This is a genomic window from Paraburkholderia sp. 31.1, from assembly GCF_014397645.1.
GTDB lineage: Bacteria > Pseudomonadota > Gammaproteobacteria > Burkholderiales > Burkholderiaceae > Paraburkholderia > Paraburkholderia tuberum.
On the sequence record NZ_VZQN01000059.1, the window covers coordinates 1 to 18,383 of the forward strand.

General features: G+C 65.8%; 14 protein-coding genes and 1 pseudogene. 3 read left to right on the forward strand and 12 right to left on the reverse strand.

Going from position 1 to position 18,383, the window contains the following annotated elements; genetic code table 11:
- A pseudogene (locus F6X37_RS31805) lies at positions 1-1,175 on the forward strand (hypothetical protein); the annotation flags it as partial.
- A gap of 564 nt (positions 1,176-1,739) precedes the next feature.
- Here the strand turns inward: F6X37_RS31805 and F6X37_RS31810 are convergent.
- Positions 1,740-3,155 carry a PLP-dependent aminotransferase family protein gene (locus F6X37_RS31810; RefSeq protein WP_187614022.1) on the reverse strand — a complete coding sequence of 472 codons (1,416 nt, stop codon included), beginning with the start codon at positions 3,153-3,155 and terminating at the stop codon, positions 1,740-1,742.
- A 186-nt stretch (positions 3,156-3,341) separates the two neighbouring features.
- Here F6X37_RS31810 and F6X37_RS31815 point away from each other — a divergent pair, with 186 nt between their 5' ends.
- Positions 3,342-4,670, forward strand: coding sequence for an aspartate aminotransferase family protein (locus tag F6X37_RS31815; RefSeq protein ID WP_187614023.1), 1,329 nt, complete (start codon positions 3,342-3,344; stop codon positions 4,668-4,670).
- Positions 4,671-4,770: 100 nt separating this feature from the next.
- Here F6X37_RS31815 and F6X37_RS31820 read toward each other — a convergent pair whose 3' ends face one another.
- Positions 4,771-5,295, reverse strand: a complete 525-nt coding sequence (locus F6X37_RS31820; RefSeq protein WP_090807227.1) for a DUF6496 domain-containing protein — start codon at positions 5,293-5,295, stop codon at positions 4,771-4,773.
- A 195-nt stretch (positions 5,296-5,490) separates the two neighbouring features.
- Here F6X37_RS31820 and F6X37_RS31825 point away from each other — a divergent pair, with 195 nt between their 5' ends.
- Complete coding sequence (locus tag F6X37_RS31825) at positions 5,491-5,742, forward strand: hypothetical protein (RefSeq protein ID WP_018423554.1); 252 nt, start codon at positions 5,491-5,493, stop codon at positions 5,740-5,742.
- Between the two features lie 128 nt (positions 5,743-5,870).
- Here F6X37_RS31825 and F6X37_RS31830 read toward each other — a convergent pair whose 3' ends face one another.
- The 10 genes from F6X37_RS31830 to F6X37_RS31875 form a co-directional block, all read right to left on the reverse strand.
- Positions 5,871-7,079 carry an ABC transporter substrate-binding protein gene (locus tag F6X37_RS31830; RefSeq protein ID WP_090807229.1) on the reverse strand — a complete coding sequence of 403 codons (1,209 nt, stop codon included), beginning with the start codon at positions 7,077-7,079 and terminating at the stop codon, positions 5,871-5,873.
- Positions 7,080-7,182: 103 nt separating this feature from the next.
- The gene (locus tag F6X37_RS31835) at positions 7,183-10,830 is read right to left on the reverse strand and encodes a molybdopterin cofactor-binding domain-containing protein (protein ID WP_187614024.1); all 3,648 of its coding nucleotides are present in this window, start codon (positions 10,828-10,830) and stop codon (positions 7,183-7,185) included.
- Entirely contained in the window at positions 10,827-11,333 is a 507-nt protein-coding gene (locus F6X37_RS31840) for a (2Fe-2S)-binding protein (protein WP_090807233.1), read from the reverse strand. The genes F6X37_RS31835 and F6X37_RS31840 overlap by 4 nt, the downstream gene beginning before the upstream one ends.
- 31 nt (positions 11,334-11,364) lie before the next feature.
- Positions 11,365-12,564, reverse strand: coding sequence for an amidohydrolase family protein (locus F6X37_RS31845; protein WP_090807235.1), 1,200 nt, complete (start codon positions 12,562-12,564; stop codon positions 11,365-11,367).
- 34 nt (positions 12,565-12,598) lie between these two features.
- Entirely contained in the window at positions 12,599-13,312 is a 714-nt protein-coding gene (locus tag F6X37_RS31850; RefSeq protein WP_187614025.1) for an ABC transporter ATP-binding protein, read from the reverse strand.
- Complete coding sequence (locus F6X37_RS31855; protein WP_187614026.1) at positions 13,309-14,118, reverse strand: ABC transporter ATP-binding protein; 810 nt, start codon at positions 14,116-14,118, stop codon at positions 13,309-13,311. The genes F6X37_RS31850 and F6X37_RS31855 overlap by 4 nt, the downstream gene beginning before the upstream one ends.
- The gene (locus F6X37_RS31860; RefSeq protein ID WP_187614027.1) at positions 14,115-16,067 is read right to left on the reverse strand and encodes an ABC transporter permease; all 1,953 of its coding nucleotides are present in this window, start codon (positions 16,065-16,067) and stop codon (positions 14,115-14,117) included. The genes F6X37_RS31855 and F6X37_RS31860 overlap by 4 nt, the downstream gene beginning before the upstream one ends.
- 173 nt (positions 16,068-16,240) lie before the next feature.
- Complete coding sequence (locus tag F6X37_RS31865; protein WP_184063204.1) at positions 16,241-16,825, reverse strand: amino acid synthesis family protein; 585 nt, start codon at positions 16,823-16,825, stop codon at positions 16,241-16,243.
- 50 nt (positions 16,826-16,875) lie between these two features.
- Positions 16,876-17,466 carry an amino acid synthesis family protein gene (locus F6X37_RS31870; protein WP_187614028.1) on the reverse strand — a complete coding sequence of 197 codons (591 nt, stop codon included), beginning with the start codon at positions 17,464-17,466 and terminating at the stop codon, positions 16,876-16,878.
- Entirely contained in the window at positions 17,442-18,380 is a 939-nt protein-coding gene (locus tag F6X37_RS31875) for a UPF0280 family protein (RefSeq protein WP_187614029.1), read from the reverse strand. Before F6X37_RS31875 ends, F6X37_RS31870 begins: the two co-directional genes overlap by 25 nt.
- Positions 18,381-18,383 lie beyond the last annotated feature (3 nt).

Consider the following 18,383-nt stretch of genomic DNA (forward strand, 5'->3'; position numbering starts at 1 on the left):
TCCGGCGGCAGCAACCGCGCCACCGCTCTGTCCTTGAATGTCTTTCCGTAACGCGCCAACTTGTTCTCTCTTTATCGCCCCCAGATTCCAATTTTATCCAGGCGACAACCATTGTGACGCGGGGGGACTACTGCTGGGCCATCTTTTCTGTCCATTTGCTTTTCGCGCTCAAGCGTAGGCCTTATTCCGGAGTTCAACTAGGTATCGCACTCGTGCTTCTGATCGGCTCGAAGCTGACAGGACCCGCCTTCGCCGCCATCTCGATTGCTGTTTTCTTCACGGCGGAGTTTATTGGCGGCGAAAAGAGACGCTTTCTGACTCAGAACCGGAAAGTTATCGGAGAGTTGGTCATCTGGTCTGTTGTCGCTGTCGCAGTGATCGGCTATTCGCCGTACGTGCAGAACATAGTCGCTGGCAAACACATTTTCTACCCCGTGCTGGGCAGCGACAAGGTCGATATCATCGGTGGAAAAGTGTCAGCACACTTTCTTGCAATGAATCCTTTGCAGAGGATTTTCTTATCGTATTTCTCGCTGCCGCTGGATTGCAGGCCGTGCGAGAACGCGGAGCCTACCTTTGTCCCGTCATACGCCCACTTGCGCGACGCGTTTATCGCGCTGCATACGGCTGCTGCGCGTTTCGGCGCGTTCGGACCCTTCTTCGGGGTTCTGTTTATCGCGTGCATCGCTTCTTTCTTCTGGAGAAGGAGAGACAGCGGTGATATTGCGAAAGTGTTTCTTCTCGCAACGTTAGCGAGCGTTCTGCTACATCCGCAATCCTGGTGGGCCCGCTACGTCCCGATGTTTTATATGGTCCCATTTCTGGTCATTGCGGGGTTTTCATCCAATCGGAAACTATTCCATGTAGTACTCGCCTTCGGCATCGCGAACTCGGTCCTCGCTGCGGCAAGCGTTACGGGATATATCCTGCTGAAGGAGACGTACTACAAAAACGAGGTGGCCGCAGTGCGCACGATATGCGGTCAAGAACCAATATTGCTGGCATCTTCGGAGATGAATTGGGAAGCGGATTTGCGCGACGACAGTCTCGTTGTTGCGGCGGGAAAGCATCCGGCCAATTCAGGTTGTCCCGTGAACTTCGACGAGATGATGGTCATGAAGAGATATCCGTCGCTGGAAAATTTTCGATGGTCGCCAACGTCCAGCCGGCGTTGAAAAGAACCCCGCCAGTTGCGTGTGGCGAAGCCGCTCGAACGAGCGTATTCATTTGCTCACCTATTTCTCACTGAAACGAATATCTCGCGATCTTGACCTCGGTCCTTGTCGCAATCGCAATGACACTGAACCCAATGCGGACGATGTCGCCGTTAGCGGCCCAGATTGCGTTTGTCCGTAGGTCGGTCTTTCGTGGCGTGCTACGCAAGCACGTGCGATACAGTCAATGGCGCTTGTCAAGGCAAACGGGCGTTGCCGAGGGACATCTGGCAAGGGTAGCCAGAATTGCCGAAGTGCTGGATGTTCCTGTGTGGCTACTATTCGTATAGCCGGCAGGTCGCGGTTGACCGCAGCGGCGGGAGAATTCCCTGGAATCTCAAACGCAATCCAGTCAACGATTAACTTTGAAAACCTGTCAGGAAAAGAAAGTACACACTTAACGGTCCATGCGCTGTCTTTGGGCTCAGCGCGCATTTCCAGTTCGCGATATAACCAAAGGTACAACTTAATTGTTTGAGGAATGGCCGCTCAGAAAAGTACGGACTTTATTGTGTCGCTACACGTCTACCACGCCCCCTGCCCGACCCGCTCGATGAAGCGCCACAACGCGTCGTCGCTCGAATACGGCGCGTTGAAGCGGAACCACGCGCTCGGCGCGTCGTCGGGACGGAAGTAGGAGCCCGGTGCGAGCCAGATGCCGTGCGCGAGCGCGGCGGTCGCGACCTCGGCGGCGCGCTCCGCTTCGATCGGCAGACGCGCCAGCATGAAGAGTCCCGCGCGCGGCCGGTGAAACACCTCGAGCCCGAGCGCGTCCAGCCGTTCTTCGAGTGCCACGTGCGCGAGCTTGAGCCGTTCGCTGACCATCTCGACGTGGCGCGCGTAACGCCCTTCCACCAGCACCTTGTCGACGATCCGCTCGATCGTTTCCGACGACGTCAGCCCCACCGCCATCTTCGTGCGCGCGAGTTCGCGCAGCACCGCCTGCTCGGCCACCACATAGCCGCAGCGCAGCGACGGCGTCACCGTCTTCGAAAAGCCGCCAACGTGCAACACGCGCTGCAAGCCTTCCATCGCCGCCAGTAGCGGCGCGCCGGCCGGCGCGAGTTCGCGGCTCACGTCGTCCTCGATCACCCAGATGCGCTCGCGCTCGGCGATCTGCAGCAAGCGGAACGCGGCCGACATGCCGAAGGTCGCGCCGGTCGGATTCTGGAGCGTGGTGTTGACGAAGATCGCCTTCGGCTTGTGCCGCGCGACCAGCGTTGCGAGAACGTCCGTATCGACGCCGGCCGGCGTGCGCGGCACGCCATGCACGACCAGCCCGGCGAGCTTCAGGATCTGCAGCAGATTGCAGTAGCCGGGATCTTCGACGATCACGGCATCGCCCGCGCGCAGCAGCGTGCGCACGATCAGATCGAGCCCCTGCGTCGCGCCCTGGGTGAGCAGCACGTTCGCGACGTCGACGGGCAGCCCGCGCCGGTCGAGTTGTTCGGCGATGCGCTCGCGCAGCGGCGCGAAGCCGTACGGATGGCCATAGTCGCCGAGCCGCGCGGCCGGCACCCGGCTCAGCGCGCGCAGCGAGTGCTGCAGGCCGCTCTCGTTGGTCCATTCGCTCGGCAGCCAGCCGCAGCCCGCCTTGATCGGCACCGAGTGATCGGCGAACACGTCGGACAGCAGCCACGTCGCGGTCAGGCTCGGCGGCGTCCAGTCGGTGACGGCCGCCCGCGTGGACGACGAGCGCGCCGCCACCCGATAGCCGGAGCCGCGCCGCGCGACCACGAGGCCCATCGACACGAGCCGGTTGTACGCCTCGGTCACGGTGAAGGTGCTCAGCGCGTGGCTTTGGGCAAGCTGCCGCACCGACGGCAGCAGTGCGCCGGCGCGCAGCGATTGCGAGTCGATCGCGCGCGCGAAGCTCTGCACGACCTGTTCGACGAGCGTCGGCGCCGCGCGCCGGTTGCGTTGAAGGTCCAGTTCGATCATGTTTCGGGCGAAAAACGAGGGGCAAAAAGACGGACCGCGGACCGCCCACCTACCGGAACAGTTCGCGCGAATCCACCAGCACGGTTGACACCACACTTGGTCAACTGTTTATGCCGCCATTAAACCGCGAGGGCTACAGTTTGGCTACGCTTAAAGCCCCAACCGACACCACTTCGAGGAGATGCCATGACTTCGCGCCCCGTCATCGACGATCTGTCGTCCTTCTGGATGCCCTTCACCGCCAATCGCCAGTTCAAGGCCGCGCCGCGCCTGCTGGAATCGGCGAAGGGCATGTACTACCGAAGCACCGACGGGCGCGAGATTCTCGACGGTTGCGCCGGGCTGTGGTGCGTGAACGCCGGCCATGGCCGTGATGAAATCGTCGCCGCGATCACGCAGCAGCTGTCGACGCTCGACTTCGCGCCGACCTTCCAGATGGGCCACCCGCTCGCGTTCGAAGCGGCGAAGAAGGTTGCCGAGCTGATGCCGGAAGGGCTCGATCGCATCTTCTTCACGAACTCCGGCTCCGAATCGGTCGACACCGCGCTGAAAATCGCGCTCGCCTACCATCGCGCGCGCGGCGAAGGCCAGCGCACGCGTCTGATCGGCCGCGAGCGCGGCTATCACGGCGTCGGTTTCGGCGGGATTTCGGTCGGCGGTATCGCGCCGAATCGCAAGACGTTTTCGGGGGCGCTGTTGCCGGCGGTCGATCATCTGCCGCACACGCACAACCTCGAACACAACGCGTTCTCGAAGGGCCAGCCCGCATGGGGCGCGCATCTGGCCGAGGAGCTGGAGCGCATCGTCGCGCTGCACGACGCTTCGACGATCGCCGCGGTGATCGTCGAACCGGTGGCCGGCTCGACCGGCGTGCTGGTTCCGCCGCAAGGCTATCTGCAGAAGCTGCGCGAGATCTGCACGAAGCACGGCATCCTGCTCATCTTCGACGAGGTGATCACGGGCTTTGGCCGCCTCGGCAAGGCGACCGCGAGCGAACACTTCGGCGTCATGCCGGACCTGATCACGCTGGCGAAGGCGATCAACAACGCGTCGATTCCGATGGGCGCGGTCGCGGCGAGCCGCACGATCCACGACACGGTCGTCGGCAGCGGCGCGGCGGGGGCGATCGAGCTGTTCCACGGCTACACGTACTCGGCGCATCCGGCGGCTGCCGCGGCCGCGATCGCGACGCTCGATCTGTACCGCCGCGACCAGTTGTTCGAGCGCGCGGCCAGCCTCGCGCCGACGTTCGAAGCCGCCGCGCATGGGCTGCGCGACGCGAAGCACGTGAAGGACGTGCGCAATCTCGGCCTCGTCGCGGGCATCGAGCTCGAATCGCGCGACGGAGCGCCGGGCGCGCGCGCCTACGAGGCGTTCGTCAAATGCTTCGAGGCCGGCGTGCTGATCCGTTTCACCGGCGACATCCTCGCGTTCTCCCCGCCGCTGATCATCGACGAAGAGCAGATCGCGCGGCTCTTCCGCACCGTTGGCGAGGTGCTGGCGACGGTGCAGTAAGAAGGCGCGCAAGCGCGCCACCAGGCGACGACGAAAGAGCGGCGGCACGCGCATGCGTGCGCCGCTCTTTTTTATTGCTGCCGCTTTGCGAGCCGCAAGCTCAGTGATGCGCGCGCGACGCCCGCGTTTGCGCGGCCTTTTTCGCGGCAGCGGAGCGTCCAGCCGCGCCCTTCGTCGCAGCGGCCTTTTTGGCTGCGGCCGAACGGCTCGCGGCTGGCCGCTTGGCCGCCGCCGACTTCGCCTGCTTCGACATCGCCGCCGACGACGCCCCGGCCTTGCTCTCGCGCTTGAGCACGCTCTCCGACACACGCGAGCGTTTCGCGCTCGACTCCTTGCTCGCACTCTTCTTCGCAGCGCCTTCGTGCTTGCCCGCCGCGCTGTCCTTCTGCGCTTTCTTGCGGGTCGCCTCGCTCGTGGCGCCCTTCTTCGGCGGCTTTAGGTCGACGCCCGCGCGCCGCGCCTCGGACAGCCCGATCGCGATCGCCTGCTTCGGCGAGCGCACGCCGTGCTTGCCGGCGCGGACCTTGTCCACCTGTTCCTTGACGAACTCTCCCGCTTGAGTACTCGCTGATTTGCCGGCGCGTTTATCGGCCGCGGCACGCTTCAAGGTTTTCTGCTCTGGCATGACGGTTCTCCGGTTGTGGGTGAGTCCCTATCATTTAGCAACGAGCGTGCCGGAGCGCCCATCCGCGCCATGCTCCGGCGGCGGCTGCGCGGCGGGACTCGCGTGCGTCGGCGGGACGGCGTATGGTGGTGGACATGGGACGGGAGTAAGCGCCGAAGCGCTAACTCAAATCGACCGCCTTGCATGGAGACAGCCATGAAGATAGTTACGGTTCGCGCTGGCACGCATATCGAGGGCGTGCACTGGATCGCCGAGTACGTCGAAGACGTCCACGAAATTCGCGTGTTCCGCGAGGGGCAGGAAGTGGACGTGCACAACGCGCCGTCCACACTGTTCGGCGACGAAGAAAACGCGGGCTCGAAAAACACCGCCGATCATCGCGCGATGGAAGCGGCCGTGCTCGCTTATCTGAAGCGCTTCGTCACGGAGCACGACGCGGAAGAGTAGGTTTCGCCGACGGCAACCGCCGTTTTCAAAGCCGCCCGCTCGTGGCAACAGCCGCTGCGGACGTGCATTCACCAACACTCGCGCGGCCATTGCGCGGCAGTCACGACGGACCGCCGCGCGCCACGTCCTCAATCCGCCGGGCGCAGTTTCTTCACCTCGGCGTCCGATGGCTGCACGCTCGCGCCATCCACATAGCGGTACGACGTCATCACACCCTTGCCGTCCTTCACACCGGTCACGCCGACATACGCGCCCATCGTCGACTGATTGTCCTGCGCGCGGTACATGATCGGGCCGAAGGGCGTCTGCACGTTGAGCCCCTTGAACGCGGCGGCGAGTTTGTCCGGATCGGTCGAACCCGCCTTCTTGATGCCGTCCGCGATCGACATCAGCGCCGAATAGCCGACCACCGAGCCCAGCCGCGGATAGTCGTGATATTTCGCCTGATACGTGTCGACGAACTGCTTGTTCGCGGCCGTATCGATCGAATACCACGGGTAGCCGGTCACGATCCAGCCGGTCGGCGCTTCGGCGCCGAGCGGATCGAGGTAGTCGGGCTCGCCGGTCAGCAGCGACACCACCGCGCGATCCTTGAAGAGCCCGCGCGTATTGCCCTCGCGCACGAACTTGCCGAGGTCGGCGCCGAACAGCACGTTGAAGATCGCGTCGGGCTTCGCGTCGGCGATCGCCTGGGTCACGGCGCCCGCGTCGACGTTGCCGAGCGGCGTCGCCTGTTCGACGACGAACTGCACGTCCGGCTGCGCGGCCGTCAGCAGCTTCTTGAAGGTCGCCACCGCCGATTGCCCATACTCGTAGTTCGGATACACGATCGCCCAGCGCTTCTTCTTCAGCTTCGCGGCCTCGGGCACCAGCATCGCGACCTGCATGTAGGTCGAAGGACGCAAACGGTACGTGTATTTATTGCCGTCGGCCCAGACGATCTTGTCGGTCAGCGGTTCGGCCGCGAGGAAGAAGATCTTCTTCTGCTTCGCGAAGTCGGCGAGCGCGAGGCCGGTGTTCGACAGGAAGCCGCCGAACAGCACCTGCACCTGCTCACGCGCGATCAGTTCCTGGGCGACGCGGATCGTGTCGCCGGGGTTGCCGTTGTCGTCGCGCGAAATAACTTCGAGCTGCTTGCCGAGCACGCCACCCGCCGCATTCACCTGCTCGAGTGCGAGATTCCAGCCTTGCTTGTAAGGCCCGAGAAAGGCGGGCTGCGCCTTGTAGCTATTGATCTCACCGATCTTGATGGTCTGCTGTGCGCTCGCGCCGAGCGCGGCAAACGAGCACACGGTCGACACCATGAGGCGAGAGATCCATCCTGCGCGCGTGGTCATGCGTTTCTCCGTTATCAGAAGGAATGGTGGTTTTAGTCAGACATGCGAACCTGAGGACGTGCAAGCGCGTGGACCTGCGCACCTTCGGACGACGGCTGGCGGCTCATTGCTCGCGCGGTTCCGCGCGGATTCTGGCCACGTTCGCGGCGACGTCCTGCCATGCCGGCTTGCCGCCCGCGAACTGCGCGCGCAGGAACGACACGAGCTCGGCGACCTGGGCGTCGTTGAAACTGTCGCGGTAAGCCGGCATCGTACCGAGTTCGGGCCGCGCAGGCGAGCCGATGCCGTCGAGAATCACGCGAATCAGGTTGTCCGGCGCCGCGCCGTGCAGGTTCGTGTTCAGCGCCAGCGACGGATGTGCGCCGAACAACTGAGGTCCGCTGCCCGCGTGATGGCACGCGGCGCACGCGCCGTCGAAAAGCCGCGCACCCGCCGTGAGCGGCGCGCCCGTCATCGCGCTGGCCTGTTCGTATTCGCGCGCGGTCGCGGCCGGATCGGCGTTCGGCTCCAGCGGATTGAGCGACGCGACATAGACGGCCATCGCGCGGATATCGCTGTCGGGCAGCGCCGCCAGATCGCCGATCACCGGCGCCATCGGCCCGGCCGCGACGCCGTGCAACGGCGCGTGACCGTCGCGCAGATAGCGGAACAGTTCGTCCTCGCTCCACGGCACCGGAGCATTCGACAACGCCGACAGCGCGGGCGCTTCCCAGCCCTCGGCGCTGCCTCCGCCCATGAACGCCGCGCCGGTTTTCTCGGCGCCGAACGCGTTGCGCGGCGTGTGGCACGCGCTGCAATGGCCAAGGCCATTCACCAGATACGCGCCGCGATTCCATTGCGCGCTCTGCGCGGGGTTGGCGGTAAACGCGGTGCGGCCGAGAAACAGGCCGTTCCATGCAGCCATCAGCGGACGCACGCTGAAAGGAAACGCGAGCTTCGTTTCGGGCGGCCGGCTGCGCACCGGCGTTTGCGACATCAGATACGCGTAAAGCGCGTGCAGATCGTCATCGGAGATGTTCTGGAACGACGTGTACGGAAACGCCGGATACAGCCGATGACCGTCGCGGCTGATGCCGTGCCGCATCGCGCGCACGAACGCTTCGAGCGACCAGTGGCCGATCCCGGTCTGGCCGTCGGGCGTGAGGTTGGTGCTGTAGACGGTGCCGAACGGGGTCGCGAGCGGCTTGCCGCCGGCGTTCGGCACGCCGTTGTGGGCGGTATGGCAAACCGCGCAATTACCGAGCGACGCGAGCAGCTTGCCGCGCGCGACCAGTTCCGGCGCAAACGCGCTTGCAAGCGGCGGCGTGATCGGCGCAAGCGGCGCGCTGGAAACCGAGGCGAACGACAGCGCGCCAAGCCAGCCGACCACGCCTGCGGCCAACAAGCCGAAAAAGCCGCGCCGCCAGTGCTTTTTCCTGCGCGCCGCCGCCGCGTCTTGCGCCTGCGCGTCGGCGAGCGCGGCGCGGATCTTTTCCGGCGTGAACGGCGGGCGACGGAAACGCACCCCCGTCGCGTCGTACAGCGCATTGGCGATGGCGGCCGCGCCGGGCAGCGACGCCGACTCGCCGGCGCCCATCGGCGGCTCGCCGTGGCGCGGCATCATCACGACGTCGATCACCGGCACTTCGCGGAACGTCAGGATCGGATACGCGCCCCACTCCTGGCTCGTCACCGCGTTGTCGCCGAAACTGACCTGCTCCTTCAGCGCGCGGCTCGTCGTCTGGATCACGTTGCCGTGAATCTGGTGACGCACGCCATCGGGATTGACCATCGTGCCGGTGTCCTGGCCGACCACGACGCGCGTGACCGCCAGTTCGCCGCTGTTGCGATCGACTTCGACGTCGGCGACCCACGCGGACCATGCGGCGCCGAACCCCGGGAATTTGCTGTGCACGTAGCGCGCGTACGCGATGCCGCGGCCGCGCGCGATGTTGCCGTGTTCGTCGTCCTCGCTGCGCGTTTTGAACGCGGGTTCGCGCGGTTCCCACCCGGCTTTCGCCGCGACCGCCTTGACGAGGTCGATCGCGCGCGGATCGGTCAGATGCCTGAGGCGGAATTCGACCGGATCGACGCCGGCCTGCTCGGCCAGTTCGTCGATGAACGACTCGTGCGCGAACGTGTTCGGCAACGCGGACACACCGCGCAGCCACGCGGCGCGCACGATCGGCGGCGTGTCGTCGCAGACGATGCGCATGCTGCGATAGTCGTACGGCGGCACGGCCGTGCGGTCGCCCATCTCGAACACCTCCGGCTGCGCGGGAATGGTGCCGGTCAGCAGCAGCGCGAGCGTGGGGGCGTCGTTCGACGGATAGCGCGTCGCAAAGTCGTAGGCGGCCAGTTCGCCTTCGGCGGTGAGCGCGCCGCGTACGTCCATCAGTTGCGCGGCGCCCTTCGGTTCCCACGCGTGTTCGTCCTCGCGCGAGAGCTGCACGCGCACCGGCGCGCCGACCGCGCGCGACAGCAGCGCGGCGTCGGCGGCGGCGTCGTCCGCGCAATTGCGTCCGTAGCAGCCCGCGGCATCCATCCGCACGATGTCGATGCGCGCTTCGTCGAGCGTCAGCAATAACGCGAGGTCGGCGCGCAGCGAATGCGGGTTCTGCGTGCCGGACCAGATTTTCAGCTGCGTGTCGTCGCCGTCTCCGTTGCTATAGTCCGCGACCGCGCACGACGGGCCGATCGATGCGTGCATCTGGAACGGCCACACGTAAGTGCGTTCCAACGTGCGCGACGGGTCTTGCGCGAGCGCCGCATCCACGTCGCCTTCGATCACCAGATCGCGCCGCGTCGCCGGATTCGCGCGCAACGCCGCTTCGACCTGCTCGCTCGTGTCGAGCGGCGGCAGGCCATCGACCGTTTTCCAGCGCACGTCGAGCCGCTGCGCCGCCTGTTGCGCAATCTCCTCACGCTCGGCGACGATGCCGACGAAATCGCGAATCACGACCACCTTGACGATGCCAGGCAAATCGCGAATCGCCGCTTCGTTCACTTCCAGCAGGCTATGCCCGATGAACTCACCCTGCGCGACGCCCGCATAAGGCGGCCGCACCACGCGTCCATGCAGCATGCCGGGCACGCGCACGTCGTGCACGAAGCTCAGCTCACCGGTCGCCTTCGCGGGAATGTCGACACGCGGCGCGCTTTTACCGACGACGCGGTACGCGTGCGGCGGTTTCAAAGGTGCATCGTTCGACAGCAGCAGTTCGACACGCTGGCCTTTGATCAGCTCGCCATAGTGAATGCCCTGCGCCGGGTCGCCATCGCGTGGAAACACGCGGCTGTCCTGCACGTCGAGATCGTTCGCGTCTACGTTCAGGCGCGCAGCCGCAAGCGCGACCAGATACTGACGCGCTTGCGCCGCCGCCTGCCGCAGCGGCACCGCCGAAATCTGGATCGTCGCGCTGGCGATCGTCGGTCCCTGGTTCGGCGCTTCGCCGGTATGGCCGAGCACGATCGACACACGCGTCAACGGCACATCGAGTTCTTCCGCGACGATCTGCGCGAGCGCGGTGCCGATGCCGGTGCCAAGATCCACGTGACCGTTGAACGCGACCACGCTGCCATCGTCTCGCACGACCAGAAACAGATCCGCCTCGGTCGGCACGAGCGAAGAACGCGAACCCGGCTGGCCGCGCGCGGCCTTGACCGGTGCATGCGGCGGCCGCGCGACGAGCAGCGCGCTGTGCGCGTCGTACAACTGCTTGCGCGACGGCGTCGCGCCACGACGATCGACGCTGAAGTCCGGCCCGGTCATACGCGCGCTCCATCGTCCACGTCCGTTTGCGCGTCGAGCAATTGCGCCGCGCGCTGCACCGCGCGCACGATCTCGACATGCGTGCCGCAGCGACACAGATTGCGCGACAGCTCGCGCTGGATCGTCGCGACGCTCGGATGCGGATCGCGATCGAGCAGCGCCTTCGCGGTCATGATCATGCCGTTCAGGCAGTAGCCGCACTGCGCGGCCTGTTCGTCGATGAACGCCTGCTGCACCGGATGCAACGCGGTGCGCGTGCCGAGCCCTTCGAGCGTCGTGATCTCGCGGCCCAGCGCGACTTCGGCGGTCGTCACGCAGGCGCGCGTCGGCATGCCGTCGAGCAGCACGGTGCAGGCGCCGCATTCGCCGAGACCGCAACCGAACTTCGGCCCGTTCAGCGCGAGATCATTGCGCAGCAAGTAGAGCAGCGGTGTCTGCGCCGCCGCGCTGACCACATGCGTCGCGCCGTTCACCTTCAGCACGAGCTGCGCGGCGCGGTTCATCATGATGCGAGCACCCTGTCGCGCCGCGCGTTCACAGCACCACCGGCACTTCGGTCGCGGGCGGCGTATTGCGGCTGCGCCGGCAGCGGATCAGACCATCGATCATCACCATCCCCACACCCGGAATATCCCCGAGTTGCACGCTTTCGAGCAGCGTGTCGGCGGCCGTATGCTGCGCGCGGTCCATGAACACGAGATCGGCGGGACGGCCCACCTCGATCAGCCCCTGGCGCAGGTGGCGCTGCCGCGCGGTATTGCCGGTCGCAAAGCAGAACGCGATTTCGGCGGGGACGTCGGCGAGGCTCGAAATCAGCGCGATCATGCGCAGAATGCCGAGCGGTTGCACGCCGGAGCCGGCCGGGCTATCGGTGCCGAGAATGATCCGATGCGGGCATTTCAGTTCGATCGCATGGCGCGCGGTCAGCAACGCGATCCGCTCGTTGCCGTTGTGGACGATTTCGAGCGCGCGGCTCGACTGCTCGCACAGATCGCACACGTGCCGGTACGACAGCGACGTATGGCCGCCGTTGACGTGGCCGATCACATCGGCATCGGCGGCGAGCACCACGTCCCGATCGATCAGGCCGGAGCCCGGAATCGACGGACCGCCCGTGTGAATCGTGCTCTGGATACCGTACTTGCGCGCCCACGCGACCATCTGTTGCGCTTCCTCGCCGCCCTTCACGCTGCCGAGGCCGACTTCGCCGAGCAGCTTCACACCGGCTTCGGACAGCTCCTTGAAGTCCTGCTCGACCATGCCCTTCTCGATCACCGGCGCGCCCGCCAGCACCTTGACGCCGCCACCGACGCCGGCCGCGCGCATGCCGTCGAACGAGCGCTGCGCGGTGATCGCGAGCGCCTTCACGCCGAGCACGTCTTTCGGACGGCCAGGCAAATGCACTTCGCCGGCCGAGATCATCGTCGTCACGCCGCCGTTCAGATTCGACTCGATCCAGCCGAGCTGATTCTGGCGCGGCGTCCAGTCGCCGAACACCGGATGCACGTGCGAGTCGATCAGGCCCGGCGCGACCGTCGTGCCCTTGCAGTCGACCGTCGTGCGCGCGCCTTCGAGATCGCAGTCTTTCTCGCGGCCGAGCGCGACGATCACGCCGTCGTCGATCACCAGCGTGTCCGCGTCGAGAATCGGCTGATCGATATCGCCCGACAGCAGCAGCCCGATGTTCGTTACCGCGACCTTGCCCGACAAGCCTGTCAACGTCTCTGCTGCCATCTGCCTCTCCTTTCGCCGACACTACCCGATGAATTCACACGCTCAGATAAGCGCGCCTCACTGTTTCGTTCCGTGCGAGTTCGCCGATCGTCCCGCTGAAACGGATCTGCCCTTTCTCGAGCACATACGCGCGGTCGCTGACCAGCTCGGCGAAGTGCAGATTCTGTTCGGATAACAGAATGGATAGCCCTTCGCGCTTCAGTTCGAGAATCATGTTCGCCATCTGCTCCACGATCACCGGCGCGACGCCTTCGGACGGTTCGTCGAGCAGCAGCAGATACGGATTGCCCATTAGCGTGCGCGACACGGTCAGCATCTGCTGCTCGCCGCCGCTCATCTGGCCGCCGGGGCGCTTCGGCATTTCGCCGAGATTCGGAAACAGGCGGAACAGCTTGTCGGGCGTCCATTGCGGCGCGCCTTCGCGCGGCGGCTGGCGGCCCGTGTCGAGGTTTTCCATCACCGTCAGGTCCGCGAACACGCGGCGGTCCTCGGGCACGAAACCGACGCCCATGCGCGCGATCTTGTACGGCGCGAGCGCGCTGATGTTCTGGCCGCGAAACGTCACTTCGCCGTGGCGGCGCGGCAGCAGTCCCATCACCGCTTTCATCGTCGTCGATTTGCCGGCGCCGTTGCGGCCCATCAGCGCGACCACTTCGCCCCGCCCGACTTCGAGGCCGACGTCGAACAGGATGTGGGCGCGACCGTAGAACGCGTTGAGGCCGGAGACTTTCAGCATCGGGTCGCTCATTGCAATGCTCCACGATCCGGCGCGCTGCCTGACGCGTCTTGCAGTGGCGCGTGCGGCCGGAACGTCTTGCCGGTGCCGAAATAGACCTCCTGCACGCGCGCGTCGTTGCGGATCGTGTCGGCGTCGCCTTCGGCGATCAGCTTGCCGCGCGCGAGCACGATCATCCGGTCGGCGTACGCGAATACGACGTCCATGCTGTGTTCGGTGAACAGCACGCCGATCTCGTGTTCGGTCACCAGACGCTTGGTCAACGCCATCAATTCGTTGCGCTCCTTCGGCGCCATGCCGGCGGTCGGTTCGTCCATCAACAGCAGCTTTGGCCGGTTCGCGAGCGCGATCGCAAGCTCGACGCGCTTCACGTCGCCATACGCGAGCACGCCGCACGCGCGCTTCGCGTGCGCGCCCATGCCGACCTGTTCGAGCAGTGCGAACGCTTCGTCGGCGTGGTGCGAGGCCGCTGGCTTCCAGAGGCCGAAGGTCTTTTTCTCGCGCGACACCAGCGCCATTTGCACGTTTTCGAGCACCGTCATCGAGTTGAACGTCGCGGCGATCTGGAAAGTGCGGCCCACGCCGCGCCGCCAGATATCGCGCGGCCGCATGCCGACGAGTTCGTGACCGTCGAGCAGAATCGAACCCGACGACGGCTGCAACTGGCCGTTGACCATGTTGAAACAAGTCGATTTGCCCGCGCCGTTGGGGCCGAGCAGCGCCAGCAGTTGACCCGCTTCGAGATCGAATGAAACGTTATCGACCGCCTTCAGTCCTCCGAACGATCTCGACAGACCGCTTACGCGCAGCAGGCTCATAGCCCCTCCTTGACCGCGGCGGCCCGTTGCGACGGCGACGCGGCGCCGCCGTTGGTCTTGTCGGCCTGATCGCCGTTCGCGTCGCCGAAACGCTCGCGAATGAAGCCGACGATACCCTGTGGAAACGCGATCACCAGCAGCAGGATCGCGGAGCCTAGCAGCGCCTGCCAGTAGTCGGTCTGGCGCGCGACCGTGTCCTGCAGCCACGTGAACACGGCCGCGCCGACGATCGGCCCGCTCAACGTCTGCAAGCCGCCGAGCAGCACCATCACGAGGCCATCGACCGAGCGGCTCACGCTGATCACTTCGGGCGAGATGTTGCCTTTCGAAAACGCGTACAGCGATCCGGCGAGTCCGCAGAACAACGCCGCGATCACGAACGACGCCCACTGAACCCGCTTCACGTCGATGCCGATCGCCTCGGCGCGTAGCGCGGAATCGCGCGACGCGCGCATCGCATAGCCGAGCGGCGAGAACAGCATGCGGCGCAGCAGCCACACGCCGAGCACCGCGCACGCGAGCGTCAGGTAGTAAAACGCAACCGGCGACGACAGCCAGTTCGACGGCCACAGGCCTAGCACGCCGTTGCTGCCGCCCGTCACGTCGTCCCACTGGAACACGACCGACCAGACGATCTGCGCGAATGCGAGCGTCAGCATCGCCAGATAGACACCGGACAGTCGCACGCAGAACCAGCCGAACACGAGCGCGCCCACCACCGCGAGCAGCGGCCCGAGCAGCAACGCGGCTTCCATCGGCAGATTCAGCACTTTGAGAAACAGCGCCGCGCCGTAAGCGCCAAGTCCAAAGTACGCGGCATGGCCAAACGAATGCAGGCCGCCCGGACCCATGATGAAATGCAGACTCGCCGCGAACAGCACCGCGATCAGGATTTCAACCAGCAGCACCGGCATATACGGAAACGCGTTGGCCGCGAGCGGCGCCAGAACCAGCACCAGCAACACGAAGGCGGCCAGCCCCTTCAGACGCCTGCCCGCCGGACGCAATGGCGTTTCCGGCGTACCCATCGCGCGCACCGCGGCGCTCGCGCGGCCGAGCAAACCCCAAGGCCGCACCACCAGCACGACCGCCATCACGACGAATTCGGCCACCAGCGTGAAGCGGCTCAGCGATAAACCGATGCCGAAGATCGTCACGTGCCCGATACCGATGCACAGCGCCTTGATCTCGGCGATCAGCAACGCCGCGACGAACGCGCCCGGAATCGAACCCATGCCACCGACCACGACGACCACGAACGCATTGCCGATCGTCTCGAGGTCGAGCGACAGGTTCGCCGACATGCGCGGCCCTTGCAGCGCGCCGCCGAGTCCCGCGAGAAACGCGCCGACGAAGAACACGCCGGTAAACAGCCACGCCTGATTGATGCCGAGCGCGCCGAGCATCTCGCGATCCTGCGTCGCGGCGCGCACGAGCGTGCCCCAACGCGTGCGCGTCAACGCGTACCACAGCAGCAGCAAGACGACCGGACCGATCACGATCAGCGCGATGTCGTACGTGGGCAGCGGATGGCCGAGAAAGTCGACCGCGCCCGCGAGATGCGGCGCGCGCGGGCCGAACAGATCCTCGGGGCCCCAAAGCCATAGCGCGGCGTCGCGAAAGATCAGCACGAGCGCAAACGTGGCGAGCAGATGGAATAACTCCGGCGCCTGATAGATCCGCCGCAACACGACGATTTCGACGAGCGCGCCCAACACCGCGACCGCGAGCGCGGCGGCGAGCACCGACAGCCAGAAGCCGCCCGCCGTGTGGCCAAAGCGGCTCGCGATGCTATACGCAACGTAAATGCCGAACATATAGAACGAGCCGTGCGCAAAGTTGACGATGCGCGTCACACCGAAGATCAACGACAAACCTGCGGCGACCAGAAACAGCGTCGACGCGTCGGCGAGTCCATTGACCAGTTGTACCAGCAGATTCGAAAGCATCGCGACCCTCGGCAGCTCGCCGAACGGCGCGCGCGCAACATGCGCAGCGGCCCGATCGGCGGACGTTGCAGCGCGGGCGGCACCATGCGCGCCCGCGTCAACGGCAGGACACTACCAGCGAAACAACCCGCAAAACAAGCGACGGCAAACAGGCGGCTGAAAAAAACGATCGCTCAGCGCAGGCCGTCCTCGCCTTTGATCTCGTTCGCCTGCAAGCCGCCGATGCGCGGCAGCGGTCGGCCCGACGCGGTCACCGCGACCGCCACGACGATTTCGTTCGCGCGCGGCGCGTCGGCCACGCGCGCCTCGATCGCGTCGAAATGGCTGCGCACGTAGGCGGCATCCTTGTGACCGAGCGGCACGTCGATCGCGGTGCCGAGCGTCCCGATCTTCTTCGCCGACGGCACCAGCGCCGCGCCCTTTTCGACCGCCGCGCGCAGCGGCGCGCCGAGCTTCGGATGCAGGATCGCGGCCGCATGTTCGAGCTCGCCCGCCTCGCCGACGATCGCCGCCTTGCCGTAGCTTTGCGCCGCCCCGGGCGCGATGCCCAACGCCTCGACGCAGCGCTTGCCGAGCAGCGCGCCGAGTTCCTCGCCAGCTTCGATCAGCGCGTCGAGCTTCGCCTCATAGCGGCCCGCATACGGATTATCGATCACCGCGATCGCGACCGCGCGGCGCGCGGGCGGCTCGACGGTCTGGCCCATTTCGATGCGTGTTTCGTCGACCTGCACGACCAGCTTGCGAAGCCTGATTGCCATTTGCTCTCTCCGAGTTTCGTTGCCTTGCAGTATGGTTGCCGCGCGCCGCTTCAGCGCAAGCCATCCTTGCCGACGATCGCCTCTTTCGCGAGGCCGCCCACCCGCGCATGCACGCGCTGCCCCGTGCTCATCGCGAGGATGTAGACGATCTCGTCGGCGGCGGGCGCGCCGGGCACGCGTACTTCGATCGCATCGAAGTGGCTGCGCACGTAGCTCGCGTTGACATGCGTGAGCGGCACGTCGAGCGCGGTGGACGGCGCGCCGACCTTCTTCGTCGACGGCACGATCGCGTGGGTCGGCACGCCGTGCTTTTCGAGCAGCTCGCGCATCGCGTAGCCGCCGGGAACATGCCATAGCGCGCCGTGCTCGAGTTCCCCGCGCGCGCCGACGATCGCGCCCTTCCCATAGCTTTCGATCGACGCATGCGGCACCGCCATCGCCGTCAGCAGCCGCTGCGCCATCTCGAAGCCGAGCGGCTTCAGCGCTTCCATCGCGGGTTCTATTTTCGGCTCGTAGCGGCCCGCGAACGGATTCGTCATCACCGCGGCGATCGCGCCTCGTCTGAGCGGCTGCGCGGGCGCGGGGCCGAACTCGTGGAAGATGTCTTCGACGTGCGTCAGCACGCGGCGTATTTCGAACACGGAGCCTCCGTTGTCAGTGAAGCGCGCGTGGTGGACAACGCGCGTGAATCGTCGATGCCGGTGACCCGCGCCCGTCCTTGCAGGAACAGCGCGGCGCCTTCGATCAAACCCTGGTCGCGCAACCGCTTCGCGACATCGACGCCGCGCGCGAGCGCCAAATCGATCAGCGGCTGCGGCAGACGCGGCACGTCGACGGTCACCAGCAGATCGCCGAGATCGCTATCGTCCTTCAGCGACGACGCCGGACGCCGCACGATTCCCGCATGGTCGAGATCGACCGCGTTCGCGATCATCGTCGCGGCGGCGTCGGCGCTCGCGGCATCGCGCGCGAGCACGGTCACGCTGTCGGCGATGCCGAGACTGAAGCTGCGGCCGCGCCAGCCGCTCGTCGCGACGCCGCGAATCGGCTGCCGAGCGTCGAGCGTCAGATGCGCGTCGAGCGCGGGGTCGTGCGCGAAACGCGTGCCCGAAATTTGCGCGAGGTCCGCCAACACGCCCACGCGATACTGCTGCCCCGCCGCGAGGTGCAGCGCGATGTCGCCGCCGTTGTTGATGAACGCACGCGCGATGCCGTCGCGCGCGAACGCTGCGATCAGTTCGTCGGCGACGCTGCCCGCGACCGCCGCCATCGGCGTGATGAAGCTCGAACGATGCGGATGACACGCACGCCACATACGCGTCGCGACCGGCCCTCGAAGCGGGCAATCAAGTCGTGCCGCCACAGCCTGCACTGGTTGCCGAAGCACGTTCAATTCCCGGACCAGCTCCTCCAGCACAGGACTGAAGCGCTCCCAGCATGCGTCATATGCGGCACGCACCGCGTCGGGCTCGCCGTCGGCGCCGAGGATCAGGTCGATCGGCCCGTGCTGCCAATGCCAGCGGTGTTCGTCGAGGCGGGTTCGGGTGGGGGTCATCGC